This window comes from Bradyrhizobium huanghuaihaiense (genome assembly GCF_025200885.1).
Lineage (GTDB): Bacteria > Pseudomonadota > Alphaproteobacteria > Rhizobiales > Xanthobacteraceae > Bradyrhizobium > Bradyrhizobium huanghuaihaiense.
Genome location: NZ_CP104172.1, coordinates 6,164,903 through 6,177,733, shown reverse-complemented (window position 1 = coordinate 6,177,733; position 12,831 = coordinate 6,164,903). Strand labels below are relative to the sequence as shown.

At 65.3% G+C, this 12,831-nt stretch carries 15 protein-coding genes; 10 read left to right on the top strand and 5 right to left on the bottom strand.

Annotation, left to right across the window (positions count from 1 at the left end):
* Positions 1-59: 59 nt before the first annotated feature.
* Genes N2603_RS29285 through N2603_RS29265 form a run of 5 tightly spaced genes read right to left on the bottom strand, consistent with a single transcriptional unit; the run spans position 60 to position 4,752 of the window.
* Complete coding sequence (locus N2603_RS29285) at positions 60-542, bottom strand: MaoC family dehydratase (protein WP_018647589.1); 483 nt, start codon at positions 540-542, stop codon at positions 60-62.
* Between the two features lie 9 nt (positions 543-551).
* On the bottom strand, positions 552-2,135 hold the full coding sequence (locus N2603_RS29280; RefSeq protein WP_260384861.1) for an acyl CoA:acetate/3-ketoacid CoA transferase: 1,584 nt from the start codon (positions 2,133-2,135) through the stop codon (positions 552-554).
* A gap of 4 nt (positions 2,136-2,139) precedes the next feature.
* A complete protein-coding gene (locus tag N2603_RS29275; protein WP_260384860.1) occupies positions 2,140-3,282 on the bottom strand; it encodes an acyl-CoA dehydrogenase family protein in 1,143 nt (380 codons plus the stop codon).
* Positions 3,283-3,294: 12 nt separating this feature from the next.
* Positions 3,295-3,663 (bottom strand): tautomerase family protein, encoded by a 369-nt coding sequence (locus N2603_RS29270; RefSeq protein ID WP_260384859.1) that lies wholly within the window; start codon positions 3,661-3,663, stop codon positions 3,295-3,297.
* Positions 3,664-3,666: 3 nt separating this feature from the next.
* Positions 3,667-4,752: a LacI family DNA-binding transcriptional regulator gene (locus N2603_RS29265; RefSeq protein WP_260384858.1), complete on the bottom strand. Its 1,086-nt coding sequence runs from the start codon at positions 4,750-4,752 to the stop codon at positions 3,667-3,669.
* A gap of 184 nt (positions 4,753-4,936) precedes the next feature.
* Here N2603_RS29265 and dapA point away from each other — a divergent pair, with 184 nt between their 5' ends.
* From dapA to N2603_RS29215, 10 genes are all read left to right on the top strand, one after another.
* Complete coding sequence (gene dapA / locus N2603_RS29260; RefSeq protein ID WP_260424287.1) at positions 4,937-5,845, top strand: 4-hydroxy-tetrahydrodipicolinate synthase; 909 nt, start codon at positions 4,937-4,939, stop codon at positions 5,843-5,845.
* 14 nt (positions 5,846-5,859) lie between these two features.
* The gene (locus N2603_RS29255) at positions 5,860-7,050 is read left to right on the top strand and encodes a CaiB/BaiF CoA transferase family protein (protein ID WP_260384857.1); all 1,191 of its coding nucleotides are present in this window, start codon (positions 5,860-5,862) and stop codon (positions 7,048-7,050) included.
* Positions 7,047-8,210, top strand: coding sequence for an acyl-CoA dehydrogenase family protein (locus tag N2603_RS29250; RefSeq protein WP_260384856.1), 1,164 nt, complete (start codon positions 7,047-7,049; stop codon positions 8,208-8,210). Before N2603_RS29255 ends, N2603_RS29250 begins: the two co-directional genes overlap by 4 nt.
* Before the next feature lie 9 nt (positions 8,211-8,219).
* Complete coding sequence (locus tag N2603_RS29245) at positions 8,220-8,627, top strand: MaoC/PaaZ C-terminal domain-containing protein (protein WP_260384855.1); 408 nt, start codon at positions 8,220-8,222, stop codon at positions 8,625-8,627.
* 3 nt (positions 8,628-8,630) lie between these two features.
* A complete protein-coding gene (locus N2603_RS29240; RefSeq protein WP_011086090.1) occupies positions 8,631-9,062 on the top strand; it encodes a MaoC family dehydratase in 432 nt (143 codons plus the stop codon).
* A gap of 8 nt (positions 9,063-9,070) precedes the next feature.
* Positions 9,071-10,015 carry a dihydrodipicolinate synthase family protein gene (locus N2603_RS29235; protein ID WP_260384854.1) on the top strand — a complete coding sequence of 315 codons (945 nt, stop codon included), beginning with the start codon at positions 9,071-9,073 and terminating at the stop codon, positions 10,013-10,015.
* 11 nt (positions 10,016-10,026) lie between these two features.
* Positions 10,027-10,329: a DUF4286 family protein gene (locus N2603_RS29230; RefSeq protein ID WP_260384853.1), complete on the top strand. Its 303-nt coding sequence runs from the start codon at positions 10,027-10,029 to the stop codon at positions 10,327-10,329.
* A gap of 121 nt (positions 10,330-10,450) precedes the next feature.
* On the top strand, positions 10,451-11,287 hold the full coding sequence (locus tag N2603_RS29225; RefSeq protein WP_260384852.1) for an ABC transporter substrate-binding protein: 837 nt from the start codon (positions 10,451-10,453) through the stop codon (positions 11,285-11,287).
* Positions 11,288-11,306: 19 nt separating this feature from the next.
* Positions 11,307-12,038, top strand: a complete 732-nt coding sequence (locus N2603_RS29220) for an amino acid ABC transporter permease (protein WP_260384851.1) — start codon at positions 11,307-11,309, stop codon at positions 12,036-12,038.
* Positions 12,035-12,823 (top strand): amino acid ABC transporter ATP-binding protein, encoded by a 789-nt coding sequence (locus N2603_RS29215; protein ID WP_311740668.1) that lies wholly within the window; start codon positions 12,035-12,037, stop codon positions 12,821-12,823. Before N2603_RS29220 ends, N2603_RS29215 begins: the two co-directional genes overlap by 4 nt.
* Positions 12,824-12,831: the final 8 nt, after the last annotated feature.

The following is a 12,831-nucleotide window of genomic DNA, read 5'->3' as shown; positions in this document are numbered from 1 at the left end:
GATCAAATCGTGGGTGGCAGAGGAGCCGTTCTCCGGTCCGCGTCTTCTTCATTGTCTCGTCACGTGGCCGCCGCAGCGTCGGCTTGCCGGGTCAGGATCAGCGAGATGTGGCGGGCCGCGGTCACGACCTCGTCGCGCTGGTTGAGCAGGTCGAGCGTCTCGACGACAATGCCGCGCTCGGGGTTTTTGGTCGGCCGCTTCTCGACGAAGCGGAAGCGCACGCGCAAGGTATCGCCGGCGACGATGGGGCCCTTGAACTTGACCTCGTCCCAGCCGAGCGAGGCGACCGAGGTCTCCTCGTACAGCTTCAGCTCCGACTTCAGCCCTTCCATCAGCGACAGGCCGTACAGCCCGTGGCCGATCACCGCGGGGAAGCCGCGCGAGCGGGCGTAGATGCCGTCGACATGGAGCGGATGGTGATCGCGCGTGACGTCGGCGAAGGCCGCAATATCGGCTTCCGTCACGATGTGCGCGGCTGTCTCGAACTCGGCACCGAGCGCGATATCTTCGTAACGGAGATTGATCGGGGCGCTGGTGTCCATGCTGATCCCTCAGGCGACCTTGCGCGGCCGCGCCGGCATAGCCTTAAAACTCTGCGCGATTCCCATGGGGCCGGAGCGGAAGATGCGCGGATCCATGTCCTTCAATTGCGGGCTGATACGTGGGCGAAAGCCCATATGGGCGAGGATGTCCTCCTCCAGCCGCACGCCCGGCGCGATCTCGGTCAGCGTCACGCTGCCGTTCTCCAGCTCGAACACGGCGCGCTCGGTGACGTAGCTGACGTGCTGGCCACGCTGCGCGGCGAGCGAGGCGCTGAAGCTGATCTGGCCGACCTCAGGCACGAATTTGCGGAAGGCACCGTCGCGCCGGATCGCGAGGCGGCCGTTCTCGACACCGATGTCGAACTTGCCGCCGGTCATGGTGCCGCTGAAGATCAGCCGCTTGGCGTTCTGGGTGATGTCGATGAAGCCGCCGGAGCCGTCGCGGCGCTCGCCGAAGCGGGTGACGTTGACGTTGCCCGTTGCGTCCACCTCCGCGAAGGAGAGGAAGGCGCAGGAGAGGCCGCCGCCGTCGTAGAAATCGAACTGATAGGCCTGGTCGAGAATGACGCGCGGATTGATCGCGGTGCCGAACTCGCGGGCATGGCCGGGCACGCCGCCGACGACGCCGGACTCCACCGTCAGCGTGATCAGGTCGGAAATGCCTTCCTCGGCCGCGACATTGGGGATCATCGCGGAGATGCCGACGCCGAGATTGACGACGTCGCGTGGGCGCAGTTCGAACGCGGCGCGGCGGGCGATCACCCGGCGTTCCGTGAGCGGGTCGGGTGTGATCATTGCGACGGGGACGCGCGTCTCGCCGCAGCGCGCCGGATCGTAGGCGGTGCCGTAGGTCTGCATCTGCTCGGGCTCGAGCACGACGTGGTCGATCAGGAAGCCCGGGATTTTCACCATCTGCGGATGGATCGAGCCGCGCTTCACGATGCGCTTGACCTGGCAGATCACGGTGCCGCCGGCATTGTGCACGGCCTGTGCGATCGAGAGATCCTCGCGCGTCGTGCCCTCATGCTCCATGCTGATATAGCCGTCCTCGTCCGCGGAGGTGCCGCGGATGATGGCGACGTCGGGCGGGGCGGGCACGCGGTAGAGCAGCCAGGACTGGCCGTGCAGCTCGAGCAAATCGACCAGCGGCGCGGTGGTGCGCTTGTTCATGCGCCCGCCGTCCTGGCGCGGGTCCATGTAGGTGTTGAGGCCGACATGGGTGAGCACGCCGGGATGCTTCGCCGCCATGGCGCGGCAGAGCTGGCTCATCACGCCTTGCGGGAAATTGTAGGCGTCGATCAGCTCATCCCGGACGAGGCGCATGAACGGCACTTGCAAACCGAAATTGCCGCCGATCACGCGCGCGATCAAGCCCTCATGGGCGAGATGGCAGAGGCCCTTCTCGGTCACGGCGCCGACGCCGGTGATGTTGATCAGCGTCAGTTTGTGCGGACCCTGGCCGCCGAGGAACCGCTGCTCCAGCGCATCCAGAATGGCTTCGGCGGCGCCCGTGCCGCCATTGCCGCCGACGATCAGCGTGTCGGTGTCGCGGATCAGGCCCGCTGCCTCTTTCGCCGTGATGATGCTCAGCATGCCCTCACGCGGCCTCCTTCTCGACCTGGCGCGCGATGATCAGCCGCTGGATCTGGTTGGTGCCCTCGTAGATCTGGGCGAGGCGGACGTCGCGGAAGATGCGCTCGATACGGTACTCGCGCGAATAGCCGTTGCCGCCGTGGATCTGCAGCGCGTTGGAGACATGCTTCATCGCCATGTCGGTGGTGAACAGCTTTGCCTGCGCCGCCTCCTTGGCGATCGGCTCGCCGGCATCGTGCAGGCGCGCGGCGTGGTGGATCAAGAGGCGCGCAGCCGCAATGTCGGTCGACATGTCCGCGAGCATGAATTGCACCGCCTGGAAGCCGATGATGGCCTGGCCGAACTGCTTGCGGTCCTTGGCATAGGCGGTCGCGTCCTCGAACGCGGCCTGCGCCATGCCGAGCGCCATCGAGGCCATCATCAGCCGGCTGAAGTTGAAATTGCTCATCGCCATCTTGAAGGCCTGGTTCTCTGGCCCCATCACGCTGTCCAAGGGCAGGCGCACGTCGGAGAAGGTGATCTGGCAGTCGTCGAGGCCGTGCATGCCGAGCAGCTCCTCGTTCTTGCCGCGGGCGATGCCGGGCAGGGCGCCGTCCACGAGAAGACAGGAGATGGAGCGGTGGCCCGCTTCGCTGCCGGTGCGCGCGAATACCATGATGCGGTCAGCGACGCCGCCGAGCGTCACCCAGGCCTTGGTGCCGTTCAGCCGCCAGCCATTGCCCTCGCGCACCGCGTTGGTACGGATGCCCGCGACATCGGAGCCGTGATCGGGCTCGGAGACGGCGGTGGCGGGAATGATGTCGCCGCTCAGGATTTTTGGGATCAGCGCCTTGTGCGCGTCGGTGCCGTGATGGTCGAAGAACAGCACCGCTTCGACCGGGATCGCAAAGGCGTTGGCGACCGCGCCGGAGCAGCGTGCCAGCTCCTCCATCGCGATGCAGGCTGCGACCGCATCGAGACCGGCGCCGCCGGCGCCTTCGCGCAGGCAGATGCCGAACAGGCCGAGATCGGCCATGCCTTTGTAGAGGGTGCGGTCAAAACGGTCCTCGCGGTCGATCGTGGCGGCGCGCGGCAGGATCTCTGCCTCCGCGAAGCGGCGGGCGGTGGCGCGGAGAGCCTTTTGATCCTGGGTGTAAAAGCGGTCCATGGCGTGCTCCCGTCAATCGCTGGCGAGCTTGGAATCGTGGGACACTTCGCTGCGGTCGCGGTCGATGAAATAGACCGCGACATCGTCGCCCGGCACGCCATAGGCGCTGCATACGGCGCGGGTCAGTGCGATGGCGGCGGCGCGCCGCTCGGCCTCGCTGCGGCGGAAGGCGTGGACCTTGAGCAGGATGCGCTGACCGGTAGGCGGAGCGCCGAACGTGCCCGCGTGGGCGTAGTCATCGGTCGCAATGTTCAGGAAATAGAGCGTGACCGTATCCGCGGTGACGCCGAACGCCGACATCAGGCCGTCGGTCACCGAGCGCGCCAGCGCGGCCTTGCGCTGGGATGGGACTTGCGGGGCGAGCACTTCGACATAGGGCATCGATCAGACCTTCGCGGATTTGGCCGCAGATGATTTGGATGAAGACGATTTGGACTTCGCAGGTTTCGCAGGGGCGGGGGCGGCGATCTGGCGGCAGGAGTCGCGCTGGATCAGCTTGGCGCCGACGCGATATTCGCGGACGCCGTCATTGCCATTACTCTTTGCATCCATGCGATGCAGCAGCCGGTCGACGGCGAGATTGGCAAGATCACGCGCGCCGTTGTCGACGATGCTGATGGCCGGACGATGCCATTCGAACCACGGCATGTCCTCGTAGCAGAGCAGCGAGAGATCATCGGGAATGGCGATGTTCCGCTCCGCCGTGACGCGCAGCACGCCGAGCGTTGCCTCGTGATTGGCGACGAAGATCGCGCTCGGCGGGCGAGGGAGGTCGAGCAGCTTGCGGGCGCAGGTCGCGCCGGTCTCCGGCTCGAAATGGCCGGCATGGATCAATGTGTCGTCCCTGGCGATGCCGGCCTCGCGCAGCGCGCGGGCGTAGCCGGACAACCGTTCGCGGCCGGACGTGGTGTCCTGGCGGCCGACGATCAGCCCGATGCGCTTGTGCCCGAGCTCGATCAGATGGCGCGTGCCCAGATAAGCGCCTTGTGGATCGTCGGCGAGCACGGTCTCGAGATCGGTCGCGTCATCGCGCCGCACCAGGCAGACGATAGGCACGTCCTTGGAGAGCGTCTTGAGCTGCGGGCCGTTCTTGCCGGTCGGCACCACGATCAAGCCGTCGATGCGGTGGTCGACCAGCGTGGTGAGGGTGTCGCTCTCCTGCTGCTGATCGTCGCCGCCGATGCACAGAAGCATCTGATAACCCAGCGCCTTCAGGCGCGCCTGCACCACTTCGGCCATCACCTGGAACGAGGCGTTGGTGAGATTGTGGACGAGCAGGGCCACGAGCCGCGACTGCCCGGTCTTCAATCCGCGTGCGATCGGGTTCGGCCGATAGCCGAGCTCGCGCGCGATGCGCGCCAGGCGCTGCTGCGTGCGCTCGCTGGTCAGGCCGGTTCCCGTCAGCGCTCGGGAAGCAGTGCTGACTGAAACGCGGGCCGCCTGTGCCACATCTTTGAGCGTGACGCTCATCAAACCTGCCGATAGACTGCAAACGATTGCAGAAACGCTATGAGCTTATTCCACGCGGATCAAGCTCAAAAAATGGATGGTGTTGCCCAATGCAGAGCCATTTATGCAAACGATTGCATAAGGCGTGCGGATATTCCGCAGGCGGCATCCATCGCCTGAATCCACCCGAGCACCCGGCAGTACCCTGATGAAGACGTTCCGCGGCACCTACACCGTCATGATCACCCCGTTCACGGCTGGGGGCGAGGTCGATGTCGCGGCCTTGCGCGCCTTCGTCGACTGGCAGATCGCAGAGGGCATTCACGGATTGATCCCGCTCGGCTCGACCGGCGAGTTCCTGTCCATGGACGATGACGAGAAGGCGCTGGTTGCCGAGGTCGTCATTCGCCAGGCCGCGGGCCGCGTCCCCGTGTTGATCGGTACCGGCGCGGAGGATACGCGCGAAGTGGTACGCCTCAGCCGTCGTGCCGAAAAACTGGGCGCTGACGGCGTGATGATCATCCCGCCGTTCTATTCGACGCCGACCGACGACGAGCTCGTGCATCATTACAAGACGGTTGCCGACGCGATCGCGCTGCCGATCATGGTCTACAACAATCCGGCGACCGCCAATGTCGATCTCAAGCCACAGCTGGTGGCGCGCATCGCCGAGATCGACAACTGTCTCTATATCAAGGAGTCGACGCTGGAGGTGACGCGTGTGCGCGACATCATCCGCCTCTGCGGCGACAGGATGACCGTATTCGGCGGCATCCTCGGCTTCGAATCCTTCGTCGAGGGCGCGCAGGGCTGGGTGGCTGTGGCCTCCAACGTGGTCCCGGCGGAGATGGCCCGCATCTTCAGCCTCGTCGGCGACCACGGCGCGATCAAGGAAGCGCGCGAGCTCTATCTCAAATACCTGCCGGTGATCGAATTCGTCGGCGGCCAGGCCTATGTCGCCGGCAGCAAGGCGCTGCTCAGCCACATGGGTTTTGCGGCCGGCCATCCGCGCCCGCCACGCCTGCCGCTTCCGGCAGCGCAGGATGCGGCCGCGCGTGCGCTGGTCAAGACGTTCGGTCTCGCCTGGCGCGGCGCGCCGGTTGCAGCTGCCTAGATTGAGGTGAACGGATGAACCTGCTCGACGGCGTCAAGATCCTCAGCTTCAATCACTATCTCGCGGGGCCCCTGGCGGCGCAGACGCTCGCCGATCTCGGCGCCGACGTCATCGCCGTCGAGCCGATCGAGGGCGCGTTTCAGCGCAACTGGGCGGTCGCCAATCATTTCGTCGCGGGCGACAGCGTCAATCATCTGGCGACCGGGCGTAACAAGCGCAGCATCGCGGTCGATCTCAAGCATCCCGACGGCATCGCCGCGGTGAAGAAGCTGGTCGCGACCTCAGATGTCGTGATGGAGAATTTCCGGCCGGGCACCATGGCCAAGCTCGGCCTCGGCTACGACACGCTCAAAGCGATCAACGCCGGCCTGATCTATGCGGTGGCAACGGGCTTCGGATCGGACGGGCCGTACAAGGATCGTCCCGGCCAGGATCTCCTGCTCCAGGCGATGTCGGGTCTTGCGATGCGGACGGGGCGTGCCGATGGCGAGCCGACGGCGGTCGGTGCTGTCATCGTCGACCAGCATGCGGCCTCGCTCTATGCCATGAGCATCCTTGCGGCGCTGTTTGCGAGGACCAAAACCGGGAAGGGCAAGCTCGTCGAGGTCAACCTCTATCAGGCCGCGCTCGATCTCCAGGTCGAGCCGCTCACCGCTTGGCTCAACGGCGCGCCGTCGCCGACGTCGCGCGGCCCGGCCGGCATCGCGGCCTGGTTCAGCCCCGGTCCCTATGGCATTCACGCCACGGCAGATGGTCACATGGCGATCTCCATGGCCACGCCCAAGGCGCTCGGCGTCGTGCTCGACAGCGAGGAGCTAAGGCAATTCGGCGACACCGACAGTTTCTCGAAGCGCGAGGAGATCACGCGGATCGTTGCTATCAGGCTGAAGCAGAAGCCGACCGCGGAATGGCTGCCTGCGCTGGAGGCCGCGCGGGTCTGGCACGCGCCGGTGCAGGATTATCGCGATCTCGAGTCCGATCCTCAGCTTAGGCATCTCGGCGTGTTCAAGAGCGCCGAGAGTGCAGGGGGCGCGCCGATCCGCATGGTCGCTCATCCCGCGCGCTATGACGGCCGGACGCCGGAGGTGCGACTGGTGCCGCAGCGGCTCGGTGCGCAGACGCGCGAGGTGCTCGGCGAGATCGGCTACGGCGCCGCCGAGATCGACGCCATGGTCGCCGGCAAGGCTGTCGGAGTGGCGCGATGATCGATTTTTCGCTCCCCGAGGAGACGCGCCTCCTGGTCGACACCGTCCGCCGCTTCGTCGAGACGGAGGTGCAGCCGCTCGAAGACGTCGTGGAGCAGACGGCCAAGGTGCCGGCCGACGCGCTGGCGGTCACCAAGGCCAAGGCGCAGAAGCTCGGGCTCTACGCCATGAACATGCCGGCTGATGTCGGCGGCGGCGGGCTAACTTGCGTCGAGCATTGCCTGGTCGAAGAAGAATTCGGCAAGACCTCCGATGCGCTGATCCGCCGCGTGTTCGGCCAGGTCTATCCGATGCTGATGGCCTGCAAGGGCGATCAGGTCGAGCGCTACCTGCTGCCGACGGTGGAGGGTGACAAGATCTGCGCCATGGCGATCACCGAGCCGGGCGCCGGCTCCGACGCGGCGTCGATCAGCACGACCGCCCATCTCGATGGCGACCAGTGGGTGCTCAATGGCACCAAGCATTTCATCAGCGACGGCGACATCGCCGACTACGTGATCCTGATGGCGCTGACCGACAAGGACAAGCGTGCCCGCGGCGGCATCACCCTGTTCCTGGTCGATCGCGGCACACCCGGCTTCAAGGTCGCGCGCACCCAGCCGATGATGGGTCATCGCGGCTACGGCCATGCCGAGCTGAGCTTTGAGGACTGCCGCATTCCAAAGGCGGCCGTGCTCGGCGAGGTCGGCGGCGGCTTCAAGCTGATCATGCAGAGCGTGCTGCAGATCCGGCTCGCCCATATCGGCGCCCGCGCCGTCGGCATGGCGCAGCGCGCGCTGGAGATGATGCGCAAGCACGCCGGCGAACGGCGCCAGTTCGGCCAACTGATCGGCGACTTCCAGATGGTGCAGAAGCTGATCGCCGATTCCGCCACCGAGATTTTCGGCGTCAAGATGATGGTGATGAACGCCGCGTGGGACATCGATCAGGGCAAGGATGCGCGCGACAAGGTCTCGATGATCAAGGTCGCTGCGTCCGAGATGCAGGGCCGCGTCGTCGACCGCGCCATCCAGGTGTTCGGCGGCATGGGGTTCAGCAAGGACCTGCCGCTGGAGCGGATGTATCGCGATGCGCGTGTCACGCGCATCTATGACGGCACCTCCGAAATCCACCGCATGCTGGTTGCGCGCAGCACCATCAAGAACGGCCTGCAGCTCTAGGAAGAGATCATGTCTCACGCACCTCTCAAGCCCGGCGCTGCCTTCGCCTTCCGCAAGACCATGACGGTCGCCGAGCAGGCGATGTTCACCGGCATCAGCGGCAATCTCGGCGGTCTCTATGTCGATGCCGTCCGTGCGAAGAAAGCGGGCGCCTCCAACATGGTGGCCTTCGAGCTCGCGGTCGGCGGTCTCGCCACGACGTGCCTGAGCCAGCTCGGTGGTCCGACGCGACGGATCGGCAGTATCGCGCTGACGTTCGCGGCGCCCGTGATTGTCGGCGACTCGGTCGAAGCCAGGGCCGAGATCGTCTCGGTTGCGGGCGATGACGCAGTCTGCCGCATCACCTGCACGCTGTCGCCCTCAGGCGCGACCGTGGTCGACGGCACCGCGACCCTGGTTCCCTTCGCGAAGGGCTGAGCCATGTACGAGCCAAAGTCCTTCGACGATCTCAAGGTCAATGACAGGGTCAGCCTGAGCAAGACCATCACCGAAGCCGATGGCGCGCTCTATATCGCCGCGACCGGCGATTTCGGCCCTGTTCATGTCGACGAGGTCTATGCCGGCGCGACGCGCTTCGGCCGCAGGCTGGCGCCGGGGATCATGGTTGCGGGCCTCTGCACCAGCATCCTCACCTCAGAGCTGGTCGGCACCATCGGCGTGTCGGTGGAGGACCGCTTCTGGTTCACCGGTCCCGTTTTCTACGGCGACACGCTCACCTTCGACGTCTGGATCGCCGAGCAGCACGACGAAACCCGTACCATCATCTGGGAGGCCAGCGCGCGCAACGAGGGCGGCCTCGAAGTGCTGAAGGCACGTGCGAGCCTGAAATTCCCGCGGCGCAAACCGTCATGAGCAAGCCGATGAAGAAACCCGATTTGCGCGGCGTCACGGTCGCGACCGTGCTGCCCTTCAGGGACGACAGCGCGATCGACTGGGACGACTACGCCCGCGTCCTCGACTATTGCGCGTGCCCGGATGGCATCGCGGCGGTGTTCGTCAATGGACATGCCGGCGAGGGCGGGTCGCTCTCGGACGACGAACGTCAGGCCGTGATCGAGCGGACACGCCGGCAGATCGGCAGCAAGCCGCTATTGGCCGGCATCATTGCCCACTCCACCGCGGAAGCGATCCATCAGGCGCAACTCGCGGAGGCGGCCGGCGCCGATTGCGCGGTGCTGTTCCCGCCCGCGCCGCTCGGCGGCGGCGCCTCGGCGACCTCGCGCGCGCCGCTGGCCTTCGTGCAGGCGGTCAGCTCCGCGATCGGAATTCCCGTGTCGATCTTCCAGTATCCGCTGACGTCCGGCTTCGGCTATTCGCCGGAGACGCTGGCGAAGATCGCTGCGCTCGACGGCGTCATCGCCATCAAGGAAGGCAGCGACACCATGCTGGCCTATGACGAGAACCGGCGGGCGGTGAAGCAGGCCGATCCATCCGTCGCGATCCTGCCGTCGAACTTCAACTGGTTCCTGCCGCAGCTCGCCGTCGGCGGCGACGGCATTCTCTCCGGCCTCGTCAGCCTCGCGCCGCATCTGTTCGCAGAGCTGTGGCAGGCCTCGCTCGCCGACGATCTCAACGCGATGCGCGCCGTCAACGAGCGGCTCTATCCGATCGTGCGATCGATCTACGGACCTGCGCCGATCATGGACATGCACACGCGTATGAAGGTCGGGCTGAAGGCGCTCGGCCTGATCCGCAACGCCGATCCGCGGCCGCCGCTGCTGCCGGTTCTGCCTGCGCTGTGCGATGCCATTGCAACGACGGTCGGCGCGGCGCGCGCGGCCGGCGACATCCGCAACGTAGTATGAGGGGCGGGCCGATGGCGGACGAAGCCTTCATCCATATCGTGCGGGTCGACATCGATCCCGAGCACGAGGCTGCGTTCAACGCCTGGTACGAGCAAAAGCATTTTCCTGATCTGCTCGCTTGTCCCGGCTGGCTCTCGGCCAAGCGCTTCGTCTCGATCGGCGACGGGCCGAAATACGCCGCGATGTACGAAGTCGCGGGCCGCTGGGCATTCGAGACGCCGGAGTTTTTGAAGGTGAAGGGATTCGGCCCGTTCGAAGCCCTGGTGAAGAATTTCATGCGCATCCAGCTCAGGCCGATGTCGGGACCGGCTTGAGCAGATCAAGGAATATGCTGCCTGCCGTGTCGAAAGATCCGACAGGCCGCATCCAAGAAACGTTGGGGGGAATCCCGGGCGAGGAACTGCATCGGTCATTGGCGTCTTACTGGAGGTATTCATGGTCTCGACACTGCTTCGCTTGGGTGCGGCCGCCGCACTCGTTCTCGCATCTGCGTCCGCGCATGCCGCCTGTACGCCCGCAATCACCGACGACAATCTGATTGCGCCCGGCAAGTTGCAGCTCTCCATCAACCCGACCAATCCGCCGCAGCAATTCGTCGACAAGGACGGTCAGCTGCAGGGCCTCAATGTCGAGCTCGCCGCCGAGCTCGGCAAGCGGTTGTGTCTTCCGGTCGAACTCGTCCGGATGGATTTTCCGGCGATGATCCCCGCGCTCAACGCGGCTCGCATCGACGGCATCGACACCGGCATGTTCTGGACCGAGGAGCGGTCCAAGCTGATGTACATGGTGCCTTACGCGATCCAGGCGATTTCGGTCGTGGTCGCGCCCGACAGCGGCACAAAAATTGCTACCGAAAACGATCTGATCGGAAAATCATCTGCCGTCGAGGTCAGCAGCTACCAGATGAACTGGCTCAAGAAGCTCAGCGATGCCAGCGTTGCGAAAGGTGGAGCCGCCGTCGAAATGCGGACATTCCCCACCGCGACCAATGTCGTCAGCGCGCTACTTGCGGGACAGGTCGACAACGCGCTGCTCGTTGACAGTGTGGCACGCGATCTCACCAGCCGCGGCCGCGTCAAGGAAGTGCTGAGTGGTCTCGGCACCGCGCGCACCACGCTCGGCTTCCGCAACAAGTCGGTGGTCGATGCCGTCGTCAAGGCGCTCAACGCGATGCGCGCCGATGGCAGCTACCAGGCGCTGTTCGACAAGTTCGGCCTGACCAGCATGCCGGCCGACCAGCCGCTTGCGATCGCCGGCCCCGGTCCAGCCTGATACCTACGGAGACGAGCCGATGAGCCATTTCAGTCCGACGGCCGCCGTCAGCTACTTCTTCAACTACTTCCTGATGAAGGGAGTGCTCGTCACCATCGGCTTGACGGTGGCGGCGGTTGTCGGCGGATTGATCCTCGGCATGGGCATCGCATTGCTGCGCATGTCGTCCAATCCGGTGCTCGCGGGCGCCGCGCGCTTCTACATCTGGTTCTTCCGCGGCACGCCGCTGCTGATCCAGCTCGTCGTGATCTACAGCGGCTTGCCGCAGCTGGGCATCAAGTTCAGCGTGATCACCTGCGCGCTCGTTGGCCTCATCCTCAACGAAGCCGCCTATCTCGCCGAGATCGTGCGCAGCGGCTTCATGGCGGTGTCGACGGGGCAGCGCGAGGCCGCTTGGGCGCTCAGCCTGTCGCCCTGGGTGACGTTCCGCCGCGTGACCCTGCCGCAGGCGTTCAGGCTGATGATCCCGCCGCTCGGCAACTCCATCAACTCGCTGTTGAAGGCGACCTCGCTCGCTTCCGTGATCTCGGTCGAGGAGCTCATGCGCCGCAGCGACATGCTGATGCAGGAGCATTTCCAGATCCTCGAAGTCTATGCGGCTGCAACGGCGTATTACCTGATCCTCACATCGGTCTGGGATGCGGTGCAACGCCGGCTGGAGAAACATTTCGGACGGTCGAGCGCTGCGAAGACCAGGCGGGTCGCAGCGAGCGCACCGGTCGCACCGGCGAGCGTGGAGGCTCGGGCATGAGCGAGATGTCGATGAGTATAGAAGCCGCGACGATGCAGCCGCAGTTGCGCGATGTTCCCGCGGTTCGCATGGAGGCGGTCTACAAGCACTATGGCGACTTCACCGCGTTGAACCAGGTCGACCTCAAGGTCGCCAGGGGCGAGAAGATCGTGGTCTGCGGCCCCTCCGGCTCGGGCAAATCGACGCTCATCCGCTGCATCAACCACATCGAGAAGCACGATGAAGGTCTGATCTACGTCAACGGCGTCGAGCTCGACCATCAGCGCAAGAACATCGACGCGGTCAGGCGCGACACCGGCATGGTGTTCCAGAGCTTTAATCTGTTTCCGCACATGACGGTGCTGGAGAACTGTACCCTGGCGCCGATGACCGCGAACGGCATGAGCGAGGCGGAGGCCAAGGACCTTGCCATGCATTTCCTGACAAAAGTCCGGATTCCGGACCAGGCCGAAAAATTCCCCGGGCAACTCTCCGGCGGCCAGCAGCAGCGCGTCGCCATCGCGCGGGCGCTGTGCATGCGGCCCAAGATCATGCTGTTCGACGAGCCGACCTCGGCGCTCGACCCGGAAATGGTCAAGGAGGTGCTGGAGACCATGAAGAAGCTGGCGGAAGAGGGCATGACCATGCTGTGCGTGACGCACGAGATGGGCTTTGCCCGCGAGGTCGCCGACCGCATCGTGTTCATGAATGAGGGCAAGGTGGTCGAGCAGGCCGCGCCGGAGGAATTCTTCAAGCATCCGAAGTCCGAGCGGGCGCGGACGTTCCTCGACCAGATCATTCACTAGCCGATGTC

Excerpts from the sequence above, each read along its gene's own strand:
- N2603_RS29285 (WP_018647589.1), bottom strand. The coding sequence starts at position 542 with ATGGACACCAGCGCCCCGATCAATCTCCGTTACGAAGATATCGCGCTC.
- N2603_RS29280 (WP_260384861.1), bottom strand. The coding sequence starts at position 2,135 with ATGCTGAGCATCATCACGGCGAAAGAGGCAGCGGGCCTGATCCGCGAC.
- N2603_RS29275 (WP_260384860.1), bottom strand. The coding sequence starts at position 3,282 with ATGGACCGCTTTTACACCCAGGATCAAAAGGCTCTCCGCGCCACCGCC.
- N2603_RS29270 (WP_260384859.1), bottom strand. The coding sequence starts at position 3,663 with ATGCCCTATGTCGAAGTGCTCGCCCCGCAAGTCCCATCCCAGCGCAAG.
- N2603_RS29265 (WP_260384858.1), bottom strand. The coding sequence starts at position 4,752 with ATGAGCGTCACGCTCAAAGATGTGGCACAGGCGGCCCGCGTTTCAGTC.
- N2603_RS29255 (WP_260384857.1), top strand. The coding sequence starts at position 5,860 with ATGAACCTGCTCGACGGCGTCAAGATCCTCAGCTTCAATCACTATCTC.
- N2603_RS29250 (WP_260384856.1), top strand. The coding sequence starts at position 7,047 with ATGATCGATTTTTCGCTCCCCGAGGAGACGCGCCTCCTGGTCGACACC.
- N2603_RS29245 (WP_260384855.1), top strand. The coding sequence starts at position 8,220 with ATGTCTCACGCACCTCTCAAGCCCGGCGCTGCCTTCGCCTTCCGCAAG.
- N2603_RS29240 (WP_011086090.1), top strand. The coding sequence starts at position 8,631 with ATGTACGAGCCAAAGTCCTTCGACGATCTCAAGGTCAATGACAGGGTC.
- N2603_RS29235 (WP_260384854.1), top strand. The coding sequence starts at position 9,071 with ATGAAGAAACCCGATTTGCGCGGCGTCACGGTCGCGACCGTGCTGCCC.
- N2603_RS29230 (WP_260384853.1), top strand. The coding sequence starts at position 10,027 with ATGGCGGACGAAGCCTTCATCCATATCGTGCGGGTCGACATCGATCCC.
- N2603_RS29225 (WP_260384852.1), top strand. The coding sequence starts at position 10,451 with ATGGTCTCGACACTGCTTCGCTTGGGTGCGGCCGCCGCACTCGTTCTC.
- N2603_RS29220 (WP_260384851.1), top strand. The coding sequence starts at position 11,307 with ATGAGCCATTTCAGTCCGACGGCCGCCGTCAGCTACTTCTTCAACTAC.
- N2603_RS29215 (WP_311740668.1), top strand. The coding sequence starts at position 12,035 with ATGAGCGAGATGTCGATGAGTATAGAAGCCGCGACGATGCAGCCGCAG.